22 protein-coding genes are annotated in these 22,491 nt (G+C 52.8%); 13 read left to right on the top strand and 9 right to left on the bottom strand.

Translation table 11 applies throughout. From position 1 onward, the window contains the following. Positions 1–329: 329 nt before the first annotated feature. Together NA624_RS19125 and NA624_RS19120 are read left to right on the top strand one after the other, a co-directional pair. The gene (locus NA624_RS19125; RefSeq protein ID WP_000985653.1) at positions 330–785 is read left to right on the top strand and encodes a DUF4385 domain-containing protein; all 456 of its coding nucleotides are present in this window, start codon (positions 330–332) and stop codon (positions 783–785) included. Positions 786–888: 103 nt separating this feature from the next. Beyond that, a complete protein-coding gene (locus NA624_RS19120) occupies positions 889–2,190 on the top strand; it encodes an MFS transporter (RefSeq protein WP_000807814.1) in 1,302 nt (433 codons plus the stop codon). Here the strand turns inward: NA624_RS19120 and NA624_RS19115 are convergent. From NA624_RS19115 to trxC, 5 genes are all read right to left on the bottom strand, one after another. Next, positions 2,187–2,510 (bottom strand): YfiM family lipoprotein, encoded by a 324-nt coding sequence (locus NA624_RS19115; protein WP_001264480.1) that lies wholly within the window; start codon positions 2,508–2,510, stop codon positions 2,187–2,189. The genes NA624_RS19120 and NA624_RS19115 overlap by 4 nt on opposite strands. A 43-nt stretch (positions 2,511–2,553) precedes the next feature. Then, positions 2,554–3,909: a CDP-diacylglycerol--serine O-phosphatidyltransferase gene (gene pssA / locus NA624_RS19110; protein WP_000949286.1), complete on the bottom strand. Its 1,356-nt coding sequence runs from the start codon at positions 3,907–3,909 to the stop codon at positions 2,554–2,556. A 114-nt stretch (positions 3,910–4,023) separates the two neighbouring features. Then, complete coding sequence (gene pat, locus NA624_RS19105; protein WP_000082660.1) at positions 4,024–6,684, bottom strand: protein lysine acetyltransferase; 2,661 nt, start codon at positions 6,682–6,684, stop codon at positions 4,024–4,026. A 53-nt stretch (positions 6,685–6,737) separates the two neighbouring features. Further along, positions 6,738–7,418: a tRNA-uridine aminocarboxypropyltransferase gene (gene tapT, locus NA624_RS19100; protein ID WP_000183647.1), complete on the bottom strand. Its 681-nt coding sequence runs from the start codon at positions 7,416–7,418 to the stop codon at positions 6,738–6,740. A 72-nt stretch (positions 7,419–7,490) separates the two neighbouring features. Continuing rightward, on the bottom strand, positions 7,491–7,910 hold the full coding sequence (gene trxC / locus NA624_RS19095) for a thioredoxin TrxC (protein WP_001098732.1): 420 nt from the start codon (positions 7,908–7,910) through the stop codon (positions 7,491–7,493). A 203-nt stretch (positions 7,911–8,113) separates the two neighbouring features. Here trxC and NA624_RS19090 point away from each other — a divergent pair, with 203 nt between their 5' ends. Further along, complete coding sequence (locus tag NA624_RS19090) at positions 8,114–9,151, top strand: tRNA/rRNA methyltransferase (RefSeq protein WP_000997366.1); 1,038 nt, start codon at positions 8,114–8,116, stop codon at positions 9,149–9,151. Between the two features lie 115 nt (positions 9,152–9,266). Here the strand turns inward: NA624_RS19090 and ung are convergent, their stop codons facing one another. Next, on the bottom strand, positions 9,267–9,956 hold the full coding sequence (gene ung / locus NA624_RS19085; RefSeq protein WP_000179978.1) for a uracil-DNA glycosylase: 690 nt from the start codon (positions 9,954–9,956) through the stop codon (positions 9,267–9,269). 318 nt (positions 9,957–10,274) lie between these two features. Here ung and grcA point away from each other — a divergent pair, with 318 nt between their 5' ends. Next, positions 10,275–10,658, top strand: a complete 384-nt coding sequence (gene grcA / locus NA624_RS19080) for an autonomous glycyl radical cofactor GrcA (RefSeq protein ID WP_000627811.1) — start codon at positions 10,275–10,277, stop codon at positions 10,656–10,658. 61 nt (positions 10,659–10,719) lie between these two features. Here the strand turns inward: grcA and eamB are convergent, their stop codons facing one another. Then, positions 10,720–11,307, bottom strand: a complete 588-nt coding sequence (eamB, locus tag NA624_RS19075; RefSeq protein WP_000188414.1) for a cysteine/O-acetylserine transporter — start codon at positions 11,305–11,307, stop codon at positions 10,720–10,722. 102 nt (positions 11,308–11,409) lie between these two features. Here eamB and NA624_RS19070 point away from each other — a divergent pair, with 102 nt between their 5' ends. After that, complete coding sequence (locus NA624_RS19070) at positions 11,410–12,309, top strand: LysR family transcriptional regulator (protein ID WP_000365861.1); 900 nt, start codon at positions 11,410–11,412, stop codon at positions 12,307–12,309. A 17-nt stretch (positions 12,310–12,326) separates the two neighbouring features. On the opposite strand, the gene srmB is transcribed toward NA624_RS19070, so the two are convergent. Continuing rightward, complete coding sequence (srmB, locus tag NA624_RS19065; protein WP_000219174.1) at positions 12,327–13,661, bottom strand: ATP-dependent RNA helicase SrmB; 1,335 nt, start codon at positions 13,659–13,661, stop codon at positions 12,327–12,329. A 129-nt stretch (positions 13,662–13,790) separates the two neighbouring features. On the opposite strand from srmB, the gene trmN reads away from it, so the two are divergent. Next, complete coding sequence (gene trmN, locus NA624_RS19060) at positions 13,791–14,528, top strand: tRNA(1)(Val) (adenine(37)-N(6))-methyltransferase TrmN (protein ID WP_000083343.1); 738 nt, start codon at positions 13,791–13,793, stop codon at positions 14,526–14,528. On the opposite strand, the gene nadB is transcribed toward trmN, so the two are convergent. Continuing rightward, positions 14,513–16,135, bottom strand: a complete 1,623-nt coding sequence (gene nadB / locus NA624_RS19055; RefSeq protein WP_000989178.1) for an L-aspartate oxidase — start codon at positions 16,133–16,135, stop codon at positions 14,513–14,515. The two genes, trmN and nadB, sit on opposite strands and share 16 nt — an antisense overlap. Before the next feature lie 263 nt (positions 16,136–16,398). Between nadB and rseD the strand changes: the two genes are divergently transcribed. From rseD to lepB, 7 genes are all read left to right on the top strand, one after another. Next, the gene (gene rseD, locus NA624_RS19050; RefSeq protein WP_014344135.1) at positions 16,399–16,563 is read left to right on the top strand and encodes a rpoE leader peptide RseD; all 165 of its coding nucleotides are present in this window, start codon (positions 16,399–16,401) and stop codon (positions 16,561–16,563) included. Further along, the gene (rpoE, locus tag NA624_RS19045; protein ID WP_000003307.1) at positions 16,560–17,135 is read left to right on the top strand and encodes an RNA polymerase sigma factor RpoE; all 576 of its coding nucleotides are present in this window, start codon (positions 16,560–16,562) and stop codon (positions 17,133–17,135) included. The genes rseD and rpoE overlap by 4 nt, the downstream gene beginning before the upstream one ends. 31 nt (positions 17,136–17,166) lie before the next feature. Continuing rightward, complete coding sequence (gene rseA, locus NA624_RS19040; RefSeq protein ID WP_001168374.1) at positions 17,167–17,817, top strand: anti-sigma-E factor RseA; 651 nt, start codon at positions 17,167–17,169, stop codon at positions 17,815–17,817. Further along, positions 17,817–18,773: a sigma-E factor regulatory protein RseB gene (gene rseB / locus NA624_RS19035; RefSeq protein ID WP_000812021.1), complete on the top strand. Its 957-nt coding sequence runs from the start codon at positions 17,817–17,819 to the stop codon at positions 18,771–18,773. Before rseA ends, rseB begins: the two co-directional genes overlap by 1 nt. Continuing rightward, positions 18,770–19,249 carry a SoxR-reducing system protein RseC gene (gene rseC / locus NA624_RS19030; RefSeq protein ID WP_000589087.1) on the top strand — a complete coding sequence of 160 codons (480 nt, stop codon included), beginning with the start codon at positions 18,770–18,772 and terminating at the stop codon, positions 19,247–19,249. Before rseB ends, rseC begins: the two co-directional genes overlap by 4 nt. A gap of 251 nt (positions 19,250–19,500) precedes the next feature. Further along, entirely contained in the window at positions 19,501–21,300 is a 1,800-nt protein-coding gene (gene lepA, locus NA624_RS19025) for a translation elongation factor 4 (RefSeq protein WP_000790154.1), read from the top strand. A 16-nt stretch (positions 21,301–21,316) separates the two neighbouring features. Further along, positions 21,317–22,291 carry a signal peptidase I gene (lepB, locus tag NA624_RS19020; RefSeq protein ID WP_000002559.1) on the top strand — a complete coding sequence of 325 codons (975 nt, stop codon included), beginning with the start codon at positions 21,317–21,319 and terminating at the stop codon, positions 22,289–22,291. The last annotated feature ends 200 nt before the right edge of the window (positions 22,292–22,491 follow it).

Raw genomic sequence — 22,491 nt, 5'->3', positions numbered from 1 at the left:
GGAGCGGATTTGAACGTTGCGCAGCAACGGCCCGGAGGGTGGCGGGCAGGACGCCCGCCATAAACTGCCAGGCATCAAATAAGTGAAGAAGCCCATCCTGACGGATGGGCTTTTTTGCGTGTGTGGTAACTGTAAAACCGTAGGCCTGATAAGCGCAGCGCCATCAGGCAACCTGCACCGCCGGATGGCGGCTCCGCCTTATCCGGCCTACAGGAATTATCCTGCCTACGAAGCTGGTGCTCTTGTAGAACTGATAAGAGCACAACCCACCCAATCGTTAACGATGAACTATCCTTTACACGTGCTTATATAAGCAGTGAGGATTTTCATTGGCTATCAAACCTTTTAACTACCAGCAAGACTTTTCCAGCATCGACTTCCGCCAGCAGCCTGAATTGTATCAGGTTGGACGAGGCGAGCAGGGGGTGCTACTGGTTGAACCCTACAAAAGCGAAATTCTTCCTTTCTGGCGCTATAAAGATGAAGCATCGGCGATGAAATCCGCAGAGCAGATCTACCAGTTGTTCGAAGCTTACCGGCAGCAGGATGATTTCGTTGGTATGGACATGGCGCGTAAATTTATTCAGATGGGATACACCCGCGCCAGGCGATACGCTAACTATAAAGGCGGTAAAAAGTATGCAGAAGACGGCAGCCTGAATACACGGGGTAATGATCCTATTAAGGCCGCGGCGGCAACGGTTTTCAAAGGTTGGTGGGATAAAATTCGTCAGGACGAAGACTATCTGAAACGGAAACGCCAGCATCAGGCACGGTGGGGATAAAAATTAGCAAACAAATAATTAACACTTTATTTACTTTTTGGTCTCGCGTAATCTGAATCTCCAAAATAAAAGGCCGATTAAGCCTGGCAACAAGGAGAACAGTATGGCAGAAATTATTCAGCGTATAGATAAAAACAACGCTGAGGCTCCGGAGATGCGGCGACGCATATGGGCTATCGTGGGGGCATCTTCCGGAAACTTAGTGGAATGGTTTGATTTCTACGTCTACTCTTTCTGCTCGCTCTATTTTGCACATATCTTCTTTCCTTCTGGTAATACCACCACTCAGCTTTTGCAAACGGCAGGCGTCTTTGCCGCCGGTTTTTTAATGCGACCTATCGGTGGTTGGCTGTTTGGACGCATTGCCGATCGACGCGGGCGCAAAGCCTCAATGTTGATTTCGGTGTGCATGATGTGCATGGGGTCGCTGGTGATTGCCTGCTTACCTGGTTACGATACCATCGGCACCTGGGCACCGGCGCTGCTACTGATTGCAAGGTTATTTCAGGGGCTCTCGGTAGGGGGAGAGTATGGGACCAGCGCGACATATATGAGTGAAGTTGCGCTTGAAGGTCGTAAGGGATTTTTCGCCTCGTTTCAGTACGTTACGCTTATCGGTGGCCAACTACTGGCATTGCTGGTCGTTGTGATTTTGCAGCAGGTTCTGGAGGATGCTGAGCTTCGTGCCTGGGGATGGCGTATTCCCTTTGCGCTGGGCGCCGTGCTGGCAGTTGTGGCGTTATGGCTACGTCGCCAGCTGGATGAAACCTCGAAGCATGAGACTCGCGCGTTAAAAGAAGCCGGTTCATTGAAAGGTTTGTGGCGTAATCGCAAAGCCTTTTTGATGGTGCTTGGTTTCACCGCGGCAGGCTCGCTGTGCTTTTATACCTTCACCACCTATATGCAGAAATATCTGGTAAATACAGCAGGTATGCATGCCAATGTCGCCAGCGGCATTATGACGGCTGCGCTGTGTGTTTTCATGTTGGTGCAGCCGTTATTCGGCGCGTTATCCGATAAGATTGGCAGGCGCACTTCTATGCTATGTTTTGGCGCGCTTGCGACGCTTTTCACCGTTCCAATTCTCTCCGCGTTGCAGAATGTGACGTCGCCTTATGCCGCATTTGCTTTAGTGATGTGCGCGCTATTGATTGTGAGTTTCTATACCTCGATTAGCGGGATCCTGAAAGCGGAGATGTTTCCGGCGCAGGTTCGCGCCCTGGGCGTCGGTTTATCTTACGCGGTAGCAAACGCGTTATTTGGCGGCTCTGCGGAATATGTCGCGCTGTCGCTAAAATCTGTCGGTATGGAGAGTTCATTCTTCTGGTATGTTACCGCGATGGCCGTTCTGGCTTTCCTGGTTTCGCTGATGTTGCACCGTAAAGGAAAGGGCTTGCGCCTTTAGTATTGCGCCATTTGCCAGATAGCGTAACCGGTTGTCGCGCCAGCGACATCCCAGACAAAATCTTTCCAGCTCCAGCCGCTGCCTTCCGGGCGGCTGTCCCAGAGTTCTTTTGAGGCTCCGAGACTCAAAGAAAACATCAGCCCTATCGCTGCGCTGCGGTCAGGGCTTACTCCCTGGCGACGCGCATACTCATTACCGGCTGCCGATAGCATCGCTGATGCCATAAAATGCTGGGCTTTATCCTGACCGCTCCAGCGGTCGTTAGCCAGATGGCTGCACCCGGAGAGAAACAACACCGTAAAAGGAATCAACACGCGCACCAGTCACTCCTAAGAGAAAACCCCGTACAGGACGGGGCTTCGATTACAGGATACGGCTAATTAATCTGTCGATGCGGATCCGGCGCAGACGGCGAATCAATTTACGCACTTTTATCGGATAGTCGGCAATGCTCTGCAGGTCACGATAATGTTTTACGATGGTTGTGTGCGTTCGGATAAGCTCCAGCTCTTTTTCCCGCTGAGGGGCAAGCTCCTGCTTAGGATCGTGGATCAGAATGGCGTTTTCCAGATCCAGACGCCAGGCGCGAGGATTCAGGTTGTTGCCGGTGAGTAGCATCCATTTATCATCTACCCACATCCCTTTCAGATGATAGGTATTGTCGTCATCTTTCCACAGACGCACCACAAGCTGATCGGTATTGACGTAATACTGTAAACGGCTCAGGAAGCGGCGCAGGTTAATCTCATAGAGATAGGGTAACGCGCCAATGATCTTGAACGGTTCATCTTCCGGAATGTAAAAATCATTCGCGGTTTTATCGCCAACAATGATTTCGACTTTCTTTCCGTCGCGCAGTAGCTGAATAATATTCCGCACCAGTACCGCTGGTAGATTGAAGTAAGGGGTACAAATGGTGAGCTTATGCTCCGCACAGGGCATGAGATGGAAAATGGTTTTGTTCAGCAGACTGGATTTGCCAAGCCCGACCAGCGGCGTAACGGAGAGTTGCTCGTCATTAGCGTCACCCTGAAAATGATATGACGCATCACGCAGCTCCTGACGGTATAAGCGGATATCGTTTTTAATCTCCGGGCTTTTCGGACGCTGGGTATTATCCAGACGATTCACACCACGGCCATTCATCAGATTTTGCGTCACCCAGTCAAACATGATGTCTGCCATTTGCCGATTGCGAATCAGCTGGTAGCGATCGTAGCGATATTTGTCATGCTGATGGAGATAGACATCGTTCAGGCTGGCGCCGCTGTACAGGACGCTATCATCAATGATAAAGCCTTTAAAATGCAGTACGCCAAGCGCTTCTCGCGTATTAATCGGTACGCCGTAAACCGGGACATCAATGCCGGGGTTTTCCTGCGCCAGTCGGCAATACCAGTCTGCATTGGTATTCGAGGCTGCTGCGCCAATGCGCCCGCGTTGCGCGCGATGCCAGTCGACCAGCACCCTCACGTCCAGTTCAGGACGCTGCCGTTTAGCCGCATAGAGCGCGTCGAGTATACCTTTACCCCCATCGTCCTGTTCCAGATACAGGGCAACGATACAAATACGCTGCGTCGCGCTGGCGATTTTCTCCAGCAGTGTCTCCCGAAAAGTAGCAGGAGTATAAAAGAAATCTACATCATCAACTGACTGAGAAATCTTAGGGAGTTGGGCAAGGTGTTGTTGATGTTTATTACGCTTAAATTTTGACAACATCACAGTGCATTTCTTCTCTGTTCATTGAAGGGTCCTCTGTGCTATGCAGACGACATAAGCGAGCAATAATAACATCAGTACCCGTTAAAGTGGTCAACATTTCCAGTACATTACTCATGATTCATCACATTTGGCCAGATTCAGCGTCAATCCCACGATGCCCTCTTCGAGCTGGATATCGACCTGAAATCCCAGTTTTCTGGCCAACGCGACCATGCCGCGATTGTTCGGCATCGTAATACCGTTCAGCCGCTTCAATCCGTGATCGCGAGTATAGGCAATCAATTTCTCCATTAAACGGCGTCCTAAACCCAACCCTTTGAGATCTGAACGCACCAATACGGCAAATTCGGCATCTACGTTGTCAGGATCGGAGATCGCGCGCGTTACGCCGAGGATCTCTTCAGCGTTGTCCATCCGCCTCACGGCCACAAAGGCCATTTCTCGATCGTAGTCGATCTGCGTCATGTTGGCTAAATCTTCATGGGTGAATTCGTTGATCTCGCTGAAATAACGGTAGTAAAGATCCTCTTTGGTGACCTGGGCGATGAATTGTCGCAGTTGGGGCTCATCTTCCGGCAGGATCGGACGGAACAGGCAGCGATCGCCGTTTTTCATCTCCACCCACTCTTCAAGCTGGTGGGGATAGGGGCGTACCGCAAGTCGACTTTCGTTATCGCCATCAAACGGGGCAATATCCAGCGTCACATCCAGCGCGGTAAACTCACTGGCGGAAGCCAGCAGCGGATGGATATCCAGACGCTGAATTTCCGGGCAATCGACAATCAGGTTTGAAACCTGGACCAGCAACTGGCTTAAACCGACAATATCCAGCGGACGCAGCGCGCTACGGGCGCGAATTTTCCGCTGTTTAATGCCCTGAATCACCAGATAGCGCGCCAGATTCATGTTGAGCGGCGGCAGCGCGACGACCGCCTGCTCTTCCGGACGCCACTCTACACCGCCTTCACCCAACATAATCAAAGGACCAAACACCGGATCGTGCTCGACCACCACACGAAGCTCCTGCGCGCCGGCGCGGTTAGCCATGCTTTGTACCAGCAAACCGTGAATCCGCGCCTGCGGCCAGGCCATCTTTACACGATCGAAAATGGCGTTTGCGGCCTGTTGTACCTCGCTTGCGGTCCGCAGGTAAAGCATGACCCCCTGAACTTCAGATTTATGCGGAATGTCGGGCGAGCGCAGCTTGAGAGCTACCGGATAGCCTATCTGTTCGGCGATATGCACCGCTTCAGCGCTGTCGCTGGCAATCCAGGTTGGGAGCGTATGCAGCCCATAGGCGTGTAAAATCGGCTGTACCTCATGGGTATCCAGTGAGGTGGCGCCTTCCGCAATCGCCCGCTGTAACAGATTATGCGCCTCAGCGGTATTGGACGTCAGGTTACTCGGCAACGCTGGCGTTTCCCGCAGTTGCTTCTGGTTACGCCGGTATTCCACCATATGCATAAACGCGGTAATCGTGCCTTCCGGCGTGCGGTAGGTTGGTAATCCGGCTTCGCTGAATAGCCGTCTTGCTTCCTGAGACGAGAACTCGCCGCACCAGTTTGTCAGCAGCGTAACAAACTTGCCTCTGGGGTGGCGCTTAATCGTCTCGATCAGGGCATGGGCGCTTTCCGTACCCGGCGCGGCAGCGCTGGGAGAGTGGATAACCATAAGCGCGTCAAAATCCTGACTGGCGAGCAGGATATCCAGCGTTTTGACGTAATGTTCGCTGCTGGCGTCATCACACAGATCCAGCGGATTGGCAATATCAATGTGCGCGGGAAGCGCCTGCCGTAATTGCAGGCAGGTCTCTTCGCTCAACGTCGCCAGTTTGCCGTTACGCGACCACAACTCATCTAACGCCAGCGCGGCAGGCGCGGCGCCATTGCTGATGATCATCAGTCTGTCGCCGCGTAGCGGACGCATATGGCTTAGTGTTTCGACGGCGGAAAAAAGCTCGTGCGTATCCTGGACTCGCAGCAGGCCTGCGCGCTGGATGGCCGCATCCCACGCAGGGTCCATTCCCGCGCTGGTATTAAGTAAACGCTGGGCTGCCGGGCTTCGGCCGCTTTTAATCACCAGAATCGGTTTGTTACGTGAAGCGCTACGGGCGGCGGAAACAAAACGGCGGGCGTCGCTTAACTGTTCCAGATAGAGCAAAATTGCGCTGGTCTTGCTATCGCGCGCCAGATAGTCCAGTAGTTCATCGACATCAATATCCAGGCTATCGCCCAGCGCGATAAAGTAGGAAAAGCCCATTTCACGCTGTTGCGCCCAGTCAAGAATAGTATTGGAAACGGCGGCAGACTGGGAAATAAAAGCGAGCTTGCCCTGTTTAATCGGGACGGGAGAAAAGCTGGCATTCAGCCCTTGCCACGGCGCGAGGAGCCCAAGACTGTTTGGACCCAGCAGACGCATTTTATAATGCCGGGCACAGGCAAGAAGTTCTTCATGTTGCGACGTGGGAGCAGAAAGGATAATGCACGTTTTACACCCTTTCGCGCCAAGCGCGTCCACTAACGCCAGGTTACGGCTGGCGTTAGTGCATAAAATAGCCAGATCGGGGGTGAAAGGAAGACTGGCGATATCCGGCCAGGCCATGACGCCTAAAACGGCTTTCCAGGCGGGCGTCACGGGAAGGACGGGGCCATTGAATCCGCCCGCCAACAAGTTACGCATCATCAGGTAACCCGCGCGGTGGGGCTTCATTGATGCGCCAATCACCGCGATCGATTTTGGTCGCAGTAGCGCTTCCAGTCCTTGCTGGCTCATACCGGTTTCCCTTACACAGAAGTGACCGGATAATTTTAAACGCTTTCGCTATTTTATGCTGTGACGTTTCCCGGATGTTGCGTTTTTCCTGCCAGATAGCGCGTTTTAAAACGGGTAAAATGTTCACCTAAACTGGTTGCCGCCTCGGTATCTCCCGCCAGATCTAACAACGCTATGGCGACTTCGGCGGTACAATATTGCCCTTCGGCATGGATTTCACGCAGACGATAAGCTGAAAGACGCGATAAATCGACGGAAATGACCGGCAGATGATCCAGATAAGGGCTTTTACGAAACATTTTACGTGCTTCGGGCCAGGTGCCGTCCAGCATAATAAACAGCGGCGGTTTCCCGGCGGGCGGGGTGGAAATGACCTCGCGCGCTTCGCCGGCGTAGGACGCAGGAAAGACCACTATCGGCTGATAATCCGGATGCCGTACCAGCTCCAGCAACGCCTGCGGCGGCTCGGTACGCGACCACTGAAACGCCGCGGTATCCGGCAAAATATCGGCTATCAGCCGGCCGGTATTGCTGGGTTTCATCGGTTCAGTGTCAAACATGACCAGACAAAAACGGCTTTTCGCCTGAGAAGGCGTTAACGTATCACACAGGCAAGATTTTAGCGGCAGCAGGCAGCGTTGACAGCGGCGAACCCGATTGCCTCTGGCAAGAAAAGGGCGTGTAGCGCGCGCAAGCCGTTCGGCGCGTAACTGAAGGACAGCGTTATTGGTCATAGAAAGCGTTTGCGGAGAAAAACGCTATTGTGGCAGAGGTGAAAACGGGGCACAAGATGCGCCCCGTGGCGTTTACAGCGCTTCGTTCAGCCAGCTGTCGAAAGGCGCTTTAGGCACTGCGCCATTAAGCATATCGACCACCTGTCCATGTTTAAAAATCATAATCGTCGGGATGCTGCGAATACCGAAACGGGCGCTGAGTTCCCGTTCCGCCTCGGTATTTACTTTGACGAAACGGACTTTACCGCTGCGCTCTTCTGCGACATCCTCGAAGATTGGTGCAAAGTTACGGCAAGGGCCGCACCAGGGTGCCCAAAAGTCGATCACCACTGGAAGATCGTCCTTCAACAGTTTGTCCAGCGTTTCGCCGGTCGCATTAATGACTTCTCCGTCAAACAACTCATGACCGCAGCGTCCACATTTTGCCGCGTCCTGAAGCCGATCGTCGGGGATGCGGTTAATGGCCTGACAATGGGTACAAACGGTGTTCATAGCTAACCTCTGAATACGTCGGAAGACGTCCCGCTACGCGCGGGATGTTTCTATAATGTTACATATTATCGAGGAGTCTGTGCTAAACAACAATGTGTTTTATTCAATGAGTACAATAGTCGCAAGCTTTTAAACGAAATCATGGCTAACCGGATGCACATCGGGTAATCTTCGCGCTTCGCGCAGCGCTGGTGGAGAAAAGCATGAACGATGAATTAAAAAACAAAAGCGGCAAAGTCAAAGTGATGTATGTCCGTAGTGATGATGACTCTGATAAACGCACCCATAACCCGCGTACCGGGAAAGGGGGAGGCCGCCCAGCAAAGTCTCGCACTGACGGTGGACGTCGCCCCGCCCGTGATGAGCGAAATAATCAGAGCCGTGACCGTAAACATGAAACTTCGCCGTGGCGCACCGTGTCCCGTGCGCCAGGCGATGAAACGCCTGAGAAAGTCGATCATGGTGGTATTAGCGGTAAAAGTTTTATCGACCCTGAAGTTTTGCGTCGCCAGCGTGCGGAAGAGACGCGCGTCTACGGCGAAAATGCCTGCCAGGCGCTATTCCAGAGCCGTCCTGACGCCATCGTGCGCGCATGGTTTATCCAAAGCGTGACCCCGCGTTTTAAAGAGGCGCTGCGCTGGATGGCGGCGAATCGTAAAGCCTACCATGTGGTGGATGAAGCCGAACTGGCAAAAGCTTCCGGGACTGAGCACCACGGCGGCGTGTGTTTCCTGATTAAAAAGCGTAACGGTACGACCGTTAAGCAATGGGTAAAGCAGGCGGCGGATCAAGACTGCGTGCTGGCGTTGGAAGATGTCGCTAACCCGCATAATCTGGGCGGCATGATGCGTAGCTGCGCGCACTTCGGCGTGAAGGGCGTGGTGGTACAGGATGCGGCGTTGCTGGAGTCCGGCGCGGCGATTCGTACCGCGGAAGGCGGGGCGGAGCATGTCCAGCCGATCACTGGTGAAAGCATTGTTGACGTACTGGATGATTTTCGTCAGGCGGGGTACACCGTGGTGACGACGTCCAGCGATCGCGGTCAGGCGCTCTTTAGTACGACCCTGCCGGAAAAGATGGTGCTGGTCTTAGGCCGTGAATATGACTTCCTGCCGGAAGCGGCGCGCGAACCCGGCGATCTGTGCGTGAAAATTAACGGCACCGGGAACGTGGAAAGCCTGAATGTGTCGGTTGCGACAGGCGTACTCCTCGCCGAGTGGTGGCGACAGAATAAAGCGTAAGGGCTGCAGCCCGGTGACGCAACGCGCGCCGGGCCAATGATGTACTTCCTACCGCCCGGTCAGACAAGGCGCTTTCGCGCCGTTATCCGGGCGATAAAACGGCGAGTCGCCAACGTTATTCACTCTCAGCCGGTAATACTGGCGTCCAGTCGATAGTTTTCTCGCCGTGTTGTTCCAGCCATTGGTTCGTTAGCGCAAAATGGTTACAGCCAAAAAATCCGCGGTGCGCAGAGAGTGGCGAGGGATGCGGAGCTTTCAGAATATGGTGGCGCTGTGGATCAATAATCGCGCCTTTCTTCTGGGCGTGCGAGCCCCACAGCAAGAAGACGACCCCTTCGCGGTGTTGGTTAATCAGGCTTATCACTTTATCCGTAAAAGTTTCCCACCCCAGGCTGGCATGAGAGTGCGCCTGGCCTGCCCGTACCGTGAGCACCGTATTCAGTAACAGTACGCCCTGGCGCGCCCAGCTTTCCAGATAACCGTGCGCGGGGCGAACAAAGCCGGGAATGGAGGCTTCCAGCTCTTTGTACATATTCACTAATGACGGCGGGGGAGCGATCCCAGGACGCACGGAAAACGCCAGACCATGTGCCTGGCCGGGGCCGTGGTAAGGATCTTGTCCCAGGATCACCACCTTAACGTCGCCCAGTTCCGTGAAACGAAAGGCGTTAAACACATCTTTTTGCGGCGGGTAGACCGTGATACCCGACTGACGCTCGCCAGCAACAGTGTGAAGCGTATTGATAAAGTAAGGTTGCTGTTTCTCATCAGCCAGCACATCGTGCCAGGTTAACTCAGTCGCCATCTCGCTCTCCTGCGAATTTCCAGTTCCCTTAGCTTAACTGCTTCTTTCTGCAGTGCAAAATCCTGCGTGCTACAAAAACGGTTACCTACAAAAGATAGTTGAAAATTTATGTAAAAAGTTTATAGGTCTGAATGGTGTAAGTTGATGTAAAACAATAAATTCCCTTCATCACCCTTTTTATGGTGTGGTTTTTATTGATTTAAATCAAAGAATGAAGGGTGATCGAAGGGTATATATACACTCAAGCAACAATGGTTTTACCAATTGGCCGGGATTAGGCCGACCGAAATCAAATAATTTTGCCTGGGGAGGCATCACATGATTACAGGTATCCAGATTACTAAAGCCGCTAACGACGACCTGCTGAATTCCTTCTGGCTGCTGGACAGCGAAAAAGGCGAAGCGCGCTGCATCGTTGCAAAATCCGGCTTTGCTGAAGATGAAGTCGTGGCTGTCAGCAAACTGGGCGAGATTGAATACCGTGAAATTCCGATGGAAGTTAAACCGGAAGTACGCGTTGAAGGCGGTCAGCATCTGAACGTTAACGTTCTGCGTCGTGAAACTCTGGAAGACGCGGTTAAGCATCCGGAAAAATACCCGCAGCTGACTATTCGTGTTTCTGGTTATGCGGTGCGTTTTAACTCCCTGACGCCGGAACAGCAGCGCGACGTTATCGCTCGTACCTTTACCGAAAGCCTGTAAGGCTTATCCGGTAATAACAAGCGGAAGAGGCCGGGCCTTTTCCGCTTTTATTTTATTTGGGTCAGTAAAAAATCCGCACCGCGCAGTACACCAGCAGTAATGCCAGAATGATATTTAACTGGCGACCATAATGGCGAAACGCCCGCTGAAACAGATGTCCCGCCAGCGCCCAACACACATTACCGAACGTGCCGATCAATGCCAGCAATATACTGACGCCGATGACCCAGTTCAGCGCCTGCGTTTGCGGTAAAACAAATGTAGACAGAGCGGTAATGCCGTACAGAATAATTTTGACGTTCACAAACTGCAGGCCAAAGCTTACCCAAAAGCCAACCGGTTTTGGTCTGGCGTTTTCATCCGCCGCTGGACTGGTGGCAATTTTCCACGCCAGCCACAGGATATACGCAGCCCCCACCCAACTGAGTAAATGAATGATTGCCGGATCGATAACCGCAAGGGAAAACGCGATCCCGGCGCACAGCAGCATGACGACCAAAAATCCCAGACTCATACCTGCCAGTACACGAATACTCTGCCGAAAACCATGTGCAGTTGCTGCGCTAAGCGCGAGAATATTGTTTGGGCCGGGGGTAAGGGCGGTGATTAATGTATAAGTCCAGAAAGCGCTTAAAAGCATCGGTGTCACTTGTCATCTCCTCTGTTTTAGCAGACAGTACCCGATATGAAATATTTAAAAAAATGAATGTTTTTTAATTCTGAATTCGAGATTTTCGATAGGTTGGTGGTTATGGATCTGCGTCGGTTTATTACGCTGAAAACGGTAGTGGAAGAGGGCTCGTTTCTGCGGGCTTCGCAAAAGCTGTGCTGTACTCAGTCGACGGTAACTTTTCATATTCAACAGCTTGAACGTGAGTTTTCCCTGCAACTGTTCGAGAAAATAGGGCGCCGAATGTGCCTGACCAATGAGGGGAAAAAGCTGATGCCGCATATCCATGAACTGACGCGTGTGATGGAGTCGATTCGTGAAGCCGCAAGACAGGATGCGGAACCCGGCGGAGAGCTGCGCGTGGCGACAGGTGAAACCTTACTGGCGTACAAAATGCCGCAGGTTTTACAACGATTTAAGCTGCGAGCGCCGAATGTCAGATTGTCGCTACAGTCGCTGAATTGCTATGTAATACGTGATGCGTTGCTGAATGACGAGGTCGATCTGGGCGTTTTTTATCGCGTAGGTAATGATGATGCGCTCACGATGCAGCAACTGGGGGAGCAGTCGCTGGCGCTGGTGGCCTCTCCACTGCTACAGGATGCTGATTTTACGCAGCCAGATCAGCATATTCCCTGTAGCTTCATCATCAATGAACCGCAATGTGTCTTCCGCCAGCTGTTTGAAAGTACGCTACGGCAGAGGCGGATTACGCTGGAAAACACCATTGAACTGTGGAGTATTGAAAGCATTAAACAGTGTGTGGCTGCTAACCTGGGCATCAGCTTTTTACCACGTTTTACCGTTGAACGAGAACTTAGTACCGGTCAGTTGAAAGAGCTGCCGTTTGGCGCGCCGTCGCTATCGATCATGGCGCTGTGCGCCCATCATGCCGGGAAAGCGGTCAGCCCGGCAATGCAGATATTTATGCAGTGTATGGAGGCGTGTTTTACCGTGGAAGATAAAAAAATGCCGGGTTAAGGAACCCGGCAGTATCATCACTCTTCGCTGGATTGCTCCTGCATTTTCGTACCGCTTGGCTTGCGGCGCTTACCGATATTTTTTGTATCGCGGTGACGTTTCTTCACACGCGGCTTCTCTTTTTCTTTCTCTTTTTTCTTCTCGGCGCGTTTCGCCAGCACTTTTTTCGACGGTTTGCCGGTCAGCTTTTCGCTGGGCGCACGCGTGGTCGGGCGAAGCTCATCAATGACGCGCGCTTTTAGCGGCTCTTCGATGTAGCGACCGATTTTCAGCAGCAACAGATGGTCGTGGGCTTCTACCAGCGAGATTGCAGTGCCTTTGCGGCCAGCACGGCCTGTACGACCAATGCGATGCAGATAGGTATCGCCACTGCGCGGCATGTCGAAGTTAATGACGTGGCTAACGTCAGGAATATCAATCCCGCGTGCCGCGACGTCGGTCGCGACCAGCACGTTAACGCGACCGTCGGTGAGACGCTTAATACCTTCGTTACGTTTGATCTGCGCCATCTCGCCTTCAAGATAGCAATTGTTGATCCCTGCCAGACGCAGCGTTTCAGCCAGTTCATGGACGCGTTCACGTTTACGTACAAACACGATAGAACGGGTTGCATCGTCTTGTTTTAGCAGGTGCTTCAACAGCGCAACTTTATGTTCGAAATTGTCGGCACGGTAGTACCACTGGTGAATTTTCTTACGCTCGCGGGTTGACGGATTGGCGGAAACCTCAACCGGGTCTTCCAGCAGGCGCTCGGCAAAATCTTTAATCGCATCGCCTTCCAGCGTGGCGGAGAACAGCATCGTCTGTTTACGCCAGCGGGTCTCACCAGCGATATGTTCAATGTCCTGAGCGAAGCCCATGTCGAGCATCCGGTCAGCTTCGTCAAGAATCAGTGTTTCAACCGCCCGGCAGTCAAAGTTCTCTTCTTTTATATATTGCAGCAGACGGCCCGTTGTGGCGACCACGATATCCTGGTTTTCGCTAAACACTTCAGCATGGTTCATATAGGCCACGCCGCCGGTAATCGTGGCGATATCCAGATGAGTATGCTTAGCCAGTTCACGAGCGTGATCGGCAACCTGCATTGCCAGTTCGCGGGTTGGCGTCAGGATCAGAATACGCGGCGGCCCCGATTTTTTACGCGGAAAGTCGAGCAGGTGCTGCAACGCCGGCAGCAGATATGCCGCCGTTTTACCGGTGCCTGTCGGCGCAGAACCGAGTACATCACGGCCATCGAGCGCAGGCGGAATGGCGGCAGCCTGAATGGCGGTCGGGCGAGTGAAACCTTTATCCTGGAGGGCATCCAGCAGGCTTTCGTCGAGTTCAAGTTCGGAAAAAGTCGTTACAGTCATGTTCTACCTCTGTGTGGGGCGCTGATTATAGACGTTACGGCCACAATCTTCATCTGTTTGTATGGATATCCCTTCTCAGGTATTGTTTTCACCCGGCGCTGTCGCCGTTTTTTGCAAGGTTGTTTTTACATGTCTCAGTCTGGCTCCGTTCTTCGTCGTAACGGATTTACGTTTAAACAGTTTTTTGTCGCACACGATCGGTGTGCGATGAAAGTGGGAACTGACGGTATTTTACTCGGGGCGTGGGCACCGGTCGCGGATGTAAAGCGAATTCTGGATATCGGTACTGGAAGCGGTCTACTGGCGTTAATGCTGGCGCAGCGGACGGATGACAATGTGCCTATTGACGCCGTGGAACTGGATGCCGGGGCTGCCATGCAAGCGCAGGAAAACGTTGCTCACTCTCCCTGGCCGCATCGAATAACGGTGCATACTGACGATATTCAGCGTTGGGCGCCTCGCCAGACGGTACGCTTTGATCTTATTATCAGCAACCCGCCTTATTACGAACCCGGTGTGGAATGCGCCACGCCGCAGCGGGAGCAGGCGCGTTACACCGCTACGCTGGATCACCAGACGTTATTGGCTATTGCGGCGGATTGTATTACCGAAGACGGCTTTTTTTGCGTAGTCTTGCCGGAACAAATAGGTAACGCTTTTACACAGCAAGCGCTCAACATGGGATGGCATTTGCGATTACGTACTGACGTTGCGGAAAACGAAGCGCGCTTGCCGCACCGGGTTTTGCTCGCATTCTCCCCACAAGCCGGAGAGTGCTTTAGCGACAGATTAGTAATTCGCGGGTCAGACCAGCATTATTCTGAAAGTTATACGGCGCTGACCCAGGCATTTTATCTGTTTATGTGAGGCGTTAACGGCGAAAGGATCGATGGGCCTGATTCAGCCAGTTGTTGCGGATAATCCAGCGTAAAGTGCAGCCCCCGGCTCTCTTTACGCATCATCGCGCAACGCACAATCAGTTCGGCCACTTGCACCAGATTGCGCAGCTCCAGTAAATTATTCGAGACGCGAAAGTTGGCGTAATATTCGTCAATCTCTTGTTGCAACATAGTAATACGCCGTAGGGCGCGCTCCAGCCGTTTCGTCGTGCGCACAATGCCCACATAGTCCCACATCAGCAGGCGCAGTTCATGCCAGTTATGCTGAATCACCACCCGCTCATCGGCGTTCTCCACGCGGCTTTCATCCCAGGCGGGAAGGACGTCAACGCTGTGGACAGAAGGCATTCGCCTGTCGATATCCATTGCTGCGGACCAGCCGTACACTAAGCATTCCAGCAACGAGTTGGACGCCATACGGTTAGCGCCGTGCAGGCCGGTGTAACTGACTTCGCCAATGGCATATAAGCCGTCTACATCGGTACGACCATAATCATCGACAACCACGCCGCCGCAGGTATAGTGCGCGGCAGGAACAACGGGAATCGGTTCTTTGGTTAAATCCATCCCCAAATCGAGCAGTTTCGCATAGATCATCGGGAAGTGCTGGCGGACAAAATCGTCAAGCTTGTGGCTGATATCGAGAAACATACAGTCTGCGCCGAGTCGTTTCATCTCATGGTCAATAGCGCGGGCGACAATATCGCGCGGCGCCAGTTCGCCGCGTTCGTCAACGTCCGGCATAAACCGTGAACCGTCCGGACGTTTAAGGTATGCGCCTTCGCCGCGCAGCGCTTCGGTAAGGAGAAAATTACGCGCCTGCGGGTGATAAAGGGCGGTGGGATGAAACTGGTTAAATTCCAGATTAGCGACCCGACAGCCTGCGCGCCAGGCCATCGCGATACCGTCGCCGGAGGAAATATCCGGGTTAGTGGTGTATTGATAAACCTTTGAGGCGCCGCCGGTCGCCAGCACCACCGACTTCGCATGACAGGTTTCAACCCACTCTTTATTGCGATTCCAGATCCAGGCGCCGACGACCCGGCGAGGCCCTGGCAGACCCATTTTATCGGAGATAATTAAATCAACGGCGTTGCTGCGTTCCAGCACCTGAATATTAGGATGATTTTGCGCCCGACTGACCAACGTGGTTTCGACTTCCTTTCCGGTAGCGTCAGCGGCATGAAGGATACGGCGATGGCTATGGCCGCCTTCACGCGTGAGATGATAGCTCTCCTTGCCGTTTGGCTGGACATGCGTATCAAACAGCACGCCCTGATCGATAAGCCACTGCACGCAGGTACGAGCGTTGCTGGCGACAAACTCCACCGCGTGGCGATCGCAAATTCCGGCGCCGGCAATCAGCGTATCTTCGACATGCGACGCAATACTGTCGGTTTCATCAAACACGGCGGCAATACCGCCCTGCGCATAAAACGTGGAGCCCTCGCTCACCGGCCCTTTACTCAGGACGATAACCTTATGTTTTTCAGCCAGACGCAGCGCCAGCGAGAGTCCGGCCGCGCCGCTGCCGATAATTAACACATCACAGGACAGTTCAGGAGTTGTCATCATGGTTTTTGTTTAATTTACTAAACACGGTTGCGGCAGATTAGCACTATATGGCGCTAAAAAGCACGTGATGATTTCGCTGGTGTTGTGCTTATTAAACATAAAATAAAAATACGGCGAGAGATAAACGGCAAAAAATATTTTATAGGGCAGGGTGTTAGCGTCGGATTTTGTAGTGAAATAAAGATGCTGTTAGGTTACTCTGCAAACGACGAAATGGGCATTTCTGTACAGATAGTGCGTTGTTCAGCATCTGTAGACTTATAATGGAAGATAAGACCTGTCTACAACATGACAAACAAAAACAAATGCGTAACGGAACTTTACGAAACATAGACACTCTAACCTGTTGCTTGCTCATAGTGCGGCTTATGGAGTGGCGTTTCGAAAGCGCGTGGAAATTTGGTTTGGGGAGACATTACCTCGGATGAGCGAGCAGTTAACGGACCAGGTCCTGGTTGAACGGGTCCAGAAGGGAGATCAGAAAGCCTTTAACTTACTGGTAGTGCGCTACCAGCATAAAGTGGCGAGTCTGGTTTCCCGCTATGTGCCATCGGGCGACGTTCCCGATGTCGTACAGGAATCATTTATTAAGGCCTATCGCGCGCTGGATTCTTTCCGGGGGGATAGCGCTTTTTATACCTGGTTGTATCGCATTGCGGTCAATACCGCGAAGAACTACCTGGTTGCGCAGGGGCGTCGTCCGCCTTCCAGTGATGTAGACGCGATTGAAGCAGAAAACTTTGAAAGCGGCGGCGCGCTGAAAGAAATTTCGAACCCTGAGAACTTAATGTTGTCAGAAGAACTGAGACAGATAGTTTTCCGAACTATTGAGTCCCTCCCGGAAGATTTACGTATGGCAATCACCTTACGGGAGCTGGATGGCCTGAGCTATGAAGAGATAGCGGCTATCATGGATTGTCCGGTGGGGACGGTGCGTTCACGTATCTTCCGGGCGCGGGAAGCTATTGATAATAAAGTTCAACCGCTTATCAGGCGTTGACGATAGCGGGATACTGGAAAAGGTATTAGGCATGCAGAAAGAAAAACTTTCCGCTTTGATGGATGGCGAAACGTTGGATAGTGAGCTGCTCAAAGCGCTTACGCACGACCCGGAAATGCAGAAAACCTGGGAGAGTTATCACCTGATCCGCGATTCAATGCGGGGGGATACGCCTGACGTTCTCCATTTCGATATATCCGCTCGCGTGATGGCCGCTATTGAAAACGAGCCAGTACGTCAGGTGTCGCCATTAATCCCTGAGGCCCAACCCGCTCCGCAGCAATGGCAGAAAATGCCGTTCTGGAAAAAAGTGCGTCCGTGGGCGGCGCAGCTTACCCAAATGGGCGTGGCGGCGTGCGTTTCACTTGCAGTTATCGTCGGTGTCCAGCACTATAATGGGCAATCTGAAACATCCCAACAACCTGAAACGCCGGTTTTCAATACCCTGCCTATGATGGGGAAAGCCAGCCCGGTAAGTCTGGGAGTGCCTTCTGAAGCAGCGCCTGTCGGCAGTCAGCAACAGCAGGTACAGGAGCAGCGTCGTCGCATTAATGCCATGTTGCAGGACTATGAACTGCAGCGCCGACTGCACTCCGAACAGCTTCAGTTTGAGCAGGCGCAAACCCAGCAAGCCGCGGTACAGGTGCCAGGAATCCAAACTTTAGGAACGCAATCGCAGTAATGAAGCAACTTTGGTTTGCCATGTCCCTTGTGGCGGCTAGCCTGTTCTTCTCAGTAAACGCCTCGGCCGACCCTGCGTCCGGGGCGTTATTGCAGCAGATGAACATCGCCAGTCAGTCACTGAATTACGAGCTGTCATTCGTCAGCATCACGAAACAAGGCGTTGAATCTCTACGTTATCGACACGCACGCCTGGATAGTCGCCCGCTTGCGCAATTGCTACAGTTGGACGGTCCCCGCCGGGAGGTCGTACAGCGTGGTAATGAAATCAGTTATTTTGAACCGGGCCTTGAGCCGTTCACCCTGAACGGTGATTATATTGTCGATTCTCTGCCTTCCCTGATTTACACCGACTTCAAGCGCCTGGCGCCTTACTACGACTTTATTTCTGTCGGACGCACCCGTATCGCAGACAGATTGTGCGAAGTTATCCGCGTTGTGGCGCGCGATGGTACGCGTTACAGCTATATCGTCTGGATGGACATGGACACCAAACTACCGATGCGCGTTGATCTTCTGGATCGCGATGGCGAGACGCTGGAGCAGTTCCGCGTTATTGCGTTCACGGTGAGTCAGGATATCGGCAGCAACATGCAGGCGCTGGCGAAGGCGAATCTGCCGCCGCTGCTTTCTGTTCCCGGTGGCGAAAAAACGAAATTTAACTGGAGTCCATCCTGGGTGCCGCAAGGCTTTAGCGAAGTTTCCAGCAGCCGTCGTCCGTTGCCGACGATGGATAACCTGCCTATCGAATCGCGGCTTTATTCTGACGGTCTGTTTAGCTTTTCCGTCAATGTGAACCGGGCGACGCAAAACAGCAGCGATCAGATGCTGCGTACCGGGCGCCGAACGGTTTATAGCAGCGTTCGCGACAACGCGGAAATCACCATTGTCGGCGAGCTTCCGCCGCAAACGGCGAAGCGCATTGCCGACAGTATCAAATTCAGGGCAGTACAATGATTAAAGAGTGGGCAACCGTTGTCTCCTGGCAGAATGGTCAGGCGGTGGTGAGCTGCGACGTTAAAGCGTCATGCAGCAGCTGCGCCTCCCGTGCGGGATGCGGCAGTCGCGTGCTGAATAAATTAGGGCCGCAAACCACGCATACCATTGTTGTGCCAAGCGCGGAGCCGCTGGCGCCGGGGCAGAAAGTCGAATTGGGCATCGCCGAAAAAAGCCTTTTAGGTTCGGCATTGCTGGTCTATATGTCGCCTTTAGCGGGGCTATTTCTTTGTGCGGCGCTTTTTCAGATGCTGTTTGGATCTGACCTTGCCGCATTAAGCGGGGCCGTGCTGGGCGGCGTGGGCGGTTTTCTGGTTGCCCGCGGCTATTCCCGAAAACTGGCGGAGCGCGACGCCTGGCAGCCGGTGATTTTAAACGTTGCCCTCCCGCCGGACCTTGTTCGCGTCGAAACTACCTCAATCGAAACGCGCCAGTAAACGTTTTGCCCAACGGTACACCTGCCGCGTTGGGTTGTTGTCCCGATAAGCATGCGCTTTTCCTGCGTTGCGGTGTTTTACAGGAAAAAAGCGAGGCGTTTTCCAGTTCCCGCTCTCCTTACACTATGAACATTTCCTCGCCTTAGCGTTGTAGTGTAGAATGCGGCGTTTCAGTTAAAACAGACGTTAAGCTCAGAACAGCGACCTCTAAAGTCTGGTCAACCAGGCGTAAGGCATAATAATTTATCTCTATGAAGAACATACGTAACTTTTCGATCATTGCTCACATTGACCACGGTAAATCGACGCTGTCTGACCGTATTATCCAAATCTGCGGTGGCCTGTCTGACCGTGAAATGGAAGCTCAGGTACTTGATTCGATGGATCTTGAGCGTGAGCGCGGTATTACTATTAAAGCCCAGAGTGTGACGCTGGATTTTAAAGCGTCTGATGGTGAAACTTATCAACTGAACTTTATCGACACGCCGGGACACGTTGACTTTTCCTATGAAGTTTCCCGTTCGTTAGCCGCCTGCGAGGGCGCGCTGCTGGTGGTGGATGCCGGCCAGGGCGTAGAAGCGCAAACGTTGGCGAACTGCTACACCGCGATGGAAATGGATCTTGAAGTGGTGCCGGTGCTTAACAAGATTGACCTGCCGGCCGCCGATCCGGAGCGTGTGGCGGAAGAAATCGAAGACATTGTCGGTATTGATGCGACGGACGCGGTACGCTGCTCCGCCAAAACGGGTGTCGGCGTGACGGATGTTCTGGAACGCCTGGTGCGCGATATCCCGCCGCCGCAAGGCGATCCGGACGGCCCGCTGCAGGCGCTGATTATTGACTCCTGGTTCGATAACTACCTGGGCGTGGTATCGCTGGTACGTATTAAAAACGGCACCATGCGTAAAGGCGACAAAATTAAAGTGATGAGCACCGGGCAGACCTACAACGCTGACCGCCTGGGGATCTTCACGCCGAAACAGGTTGATCGTACCGAGCTGAAGTGCGGCGAAGTAGGCTGGCTGGTCTGCGCCATTAAAGATATCCTCGGCGCGCCGGTTGGCGATACCTTAACCTCAGCGCGTAACCCAGCGGAAAAAGCGTTGCCGGGCTTTAAGAAGGTGAAACCGCAGGTCTATGCAGGTCTGTTCCCGGTCAGCTCCGACGATTATGAAAGTTTCCGCGACGCGCTCGGCAAGCTAAGCCTGAACGACGCCTCACTGTTTTATGAACCGGAAAGCTCCTCGGCGCTGGGTTTTGGTTTCCGCTGCGGCTTCCTCGGCCTGTTGCACATGGAGATCATTCAGGAGCGTCTGGAACGCGAATACGATCTGGATCTGATCACCACTGCGCCGACCGTGGTTTATGAAGTAGAAACAACGGCGAAAGAGACTATCTATGTTGATAGCCCCTCCAAGCTGCCGCCGTTGAATAACATTTATGAACTGCGCGAGCCTATCGCCGAATGTCATATGCTGTTACCACAAGCCTATTTAGGTAACGTTATTACGCTGTGTATTGAGAAACGCGGCGTACAAACTAACATGGTGTATCACGGTAACCAGGTCGCGTTGACCTATGAAATCCCGATGGCGGAAGTGGTGCTCGACTTCTTTGACCGTCTGAAATCGACGTCGCGCGGCTATGCGTCTCTGGATTATAACTTCAAGCGCTTCCAGGCTTCCGATATGGTGCGTGTTGATGTGTTAATCAACAACGAGCGTGTCGATGCGCTGGCGCTGATCACGCACCGCGATAACTCGCAAAGCCGTGGTCGCGAGCTGGTGGAGAAGATGAAAGATTTGATCCCACGCCAGCAGTTTGATATCGCGATTCAGGCGGCGATTGGTACGCATATTATTGCCCGTTCGACGGTAAAACAGTTACGTAAAAACGTGCTGGCGAAGTGCTACGGCGGTGATATCAGTCGTAAGAAAAAACTGCTGCAGAAACAGAAAGAAGGTAAGAAACGCATGAAGCAGATCGGTAACGTCGAGCTGCCTCAGGAGGCGTTCCTAGCCATTCTGCATGTCGGTAAAGACAATAAATAATCCCTAAGGAGTTGGCATGGCGAACATGTTTGCCCTGATTCTGGTGATAGCCACACTGGTGACGGGCATTTTATGGTGCGTTGATAAGTTTGTTTTCGCGCCAAAACGTCGGGCGCGCCAGGCTGCCGCGCAAACGGCGTCGGGAGATGCGCTGGATAACGCTACGCTCAATAAAGTGGCGCCTAAGCCGGGCTGGCTGGAGACCGGGGCGTCGGTTTTTCCGGTTCTGGCGATCGTTCTGATCGTTCGTTCATTTCTTTATGAACCCTTTCAGATCCCGTCAGGCTCAATGATGCCGACACTGCTTATCGGCGATTTTATTCTGGTGGAAAAATTTGCCTACGGCATTAAAGATCCGATCTACCAGAAAACCCTGATTGAAACCGGTCATCCAAAGCGCGGGGATATTGTGGTATTTAAATATCCGGAAGATCCTAAGTTAGATTACATCAAACGCGCCGTCGGTTTGCCGGGCGATAAAATCACTTATGATCCGGTTGCAAAAGAGGTGACGATTCAGCCTGGCTGTAGCTCCGGTCAGGCGTGCGAAAATGCGCTGCCGGTTACCTACTCTAACGTTGAGCCGAGCGATTTTGTACAGACCTTTGCCCGCCGTAACGGTGGAGAAGCGACCAGCGGTTTCTTTGAGGTTCCGCTAAACGAGACAAAAGAAAACGGCATTCGCCTGACCGAACGTAAAGAGACGTTAGGCGATGTAACTCATCGCATCCTGATGGTGCCGATAGCCCAGGATCAGTTGGGCATGTATTACCAACAGCCAGGACAACCGCTGGCGACCTGGGTTGTACCACCGGGACAATATTTCATGATGGGCGACAACCGCGATAACAGTGCGGATAGCCGTTACTGGGGATTTGTTCCGGAAGCGAATCTGGTCGGTAAAGCGGTCGCTATCTGGATGAGCTTTGACAAGCAGGAAGGGGAGTGGCCGACAGGCGTACGCCTGAGTCGTATCGGCGGTATTCACTAACTGTGACGAAATGATCGTTCACGCTGCCGTCTTTTTAGCGGCAGCGTGAATTATTTCCTGGATAAATTCCCTCAGACTAACGACATCCCCTGTCGTTGTGTATAGAATATTCCCCCGAAGTTTTAGGTTGGCGCCGTTTGGTCGCCACGGCACACGAAACAGCGTTGGTTATAGACAACCTTCTTTCCGCTGCAGCGATG

It is taken from the genome of Salmonella sp. NW38, assembly GCF_051807745.1.
Lineage (GTDB): Bacteria > Pseudomonadota > Gammaproteobacteria > Enterobacterales > Enterobacteriaceae > Salmonella > Salmonella enterica.
This window is presented reverse-complemented; position numbering and strand designations above follow the sequence as displayed.

Bases quoted from the DNA above. Each gene is read 5' to 3' on its own strand.
- NA624_RS19120 (WP_000807814.1), top strand. From the start codon at position 889: ATGGCAGAAATTATTCAGCGTATAGATAAAAACAACGCTGAGGCTCCG.
- pssA (WP_000949286.1), bottom strand. From the start codon at position 3,909: ATGTTGTCAAAATTTAAGCGTAATAAACATCAACAACACCTTGCCCAA.
- pat (WP_000082660.1), bottom strand. From the start codon at position 6,684: ATGAGCCAGCAAGGACTGGAAGCGCTACTGCGACCAAAATCGATCGCG.
- tapT (WP_000183647.1), bottom strand. From the start codon at position 7,418: ATGACCAATAACGCTGTCCTTCAGTTACGCGCCGAACGGCTTGCGCGC.
- trxC (WP_001098732.1), bottom strand. From the start codon at position 7,910: ATGAACACCGTTTGTACCCATTGTCAGGCCATTAACCGCATCCCCGAC.
- NA624_RS19090 (WP_000997366.1), top strand. From the start codon at position 8,114: ATGAACGATGAATTAAAAAACAAAAGCGGCAAAGTCAAAGTGATGTAT.
- ung (WP_000179978.1), bottom strand. From the start codon at position 9,956: ATGGCGACTGAGTTAACCTGGCACGATGTGCTGGCTGATGAGAAACAG.
- grcA (WP_000627811.1), top strand. From the start codon at position 10,275: ATGATTACAGGTATCCAGATTACTAAAGCCGCTAACGACGACCTGCTG.
- NA624_RS19070 (WP_000365861.1), top strand. From the start codon at position 11,410: ATGGATCTGCGTCGGTTTATTACGCTGAAAACGGTAGTGGAAGAGGGC.
- srmB (WP_000219174.1), bottom strand. From the start codon at position 13,661: ATGACTGTAACGACTTTTTCCGAACTTGAACTCGACGAAAGCCTGCTG.
- trmN (WP_000083343.1), top strand. From the start codon at position 13,791: ATGTCTCAGTCTGGCTCCGTTCTTCGTCGTAACGGATTTACGTTTAAA.
- nadB (WP_000989178.1), bottom strand. From the start codon at position 16,135: ATGATGACAACTCCTGAACTGTCCTGTGATGTGTTAATTATCGGCAGC.
- rseD (WP_014344135.1), top strand. From the start codon at position 16,399: ATGGAAGATAAGACCTGTCTACAACATGACAAACAAAAACAAATGCGT.
- rpoE (WP_000003307.1), top strand. From the start codon at position 16,560: ATGAGCGAGCAGTTAACGGACCAGGTCCTGGTTGAACGGGTCCAGAAG.
- rseA (WP_001168374.1), top strand. From the start codon at position 17,167: ATGCAGAAAGAAAAACTTTCCGCTTTGATGGATGGCGAAACGTTGGAT.
- rseB (WP_000812021.1), top strand. From the start codon at position 17,817: ATGAAGCAACTTTGGTTTGCCATGTCCCTTGTGGCGGCTAGCCTGTTC.
- rseC (WP_000589087.1), top strand. From the start codon at position 18,770: ATGATTAAAGAGTGGGCAACCGTTGTCTCCTGGCAGAATGGTCAGGCG.
- lepA (WP_000790154.1), top strand. From the start codon at position 19,501: ATGAAGAACATACGTAACTTTTCGATCATTGCTCACATTGACCACGGT.
- lepB (WP_000002559.1), top strand. From the start codon at position 21,317: ATGGCGAACATGTTTGCCCTGATTCTGGTGATAGCCACACTGGTGACG.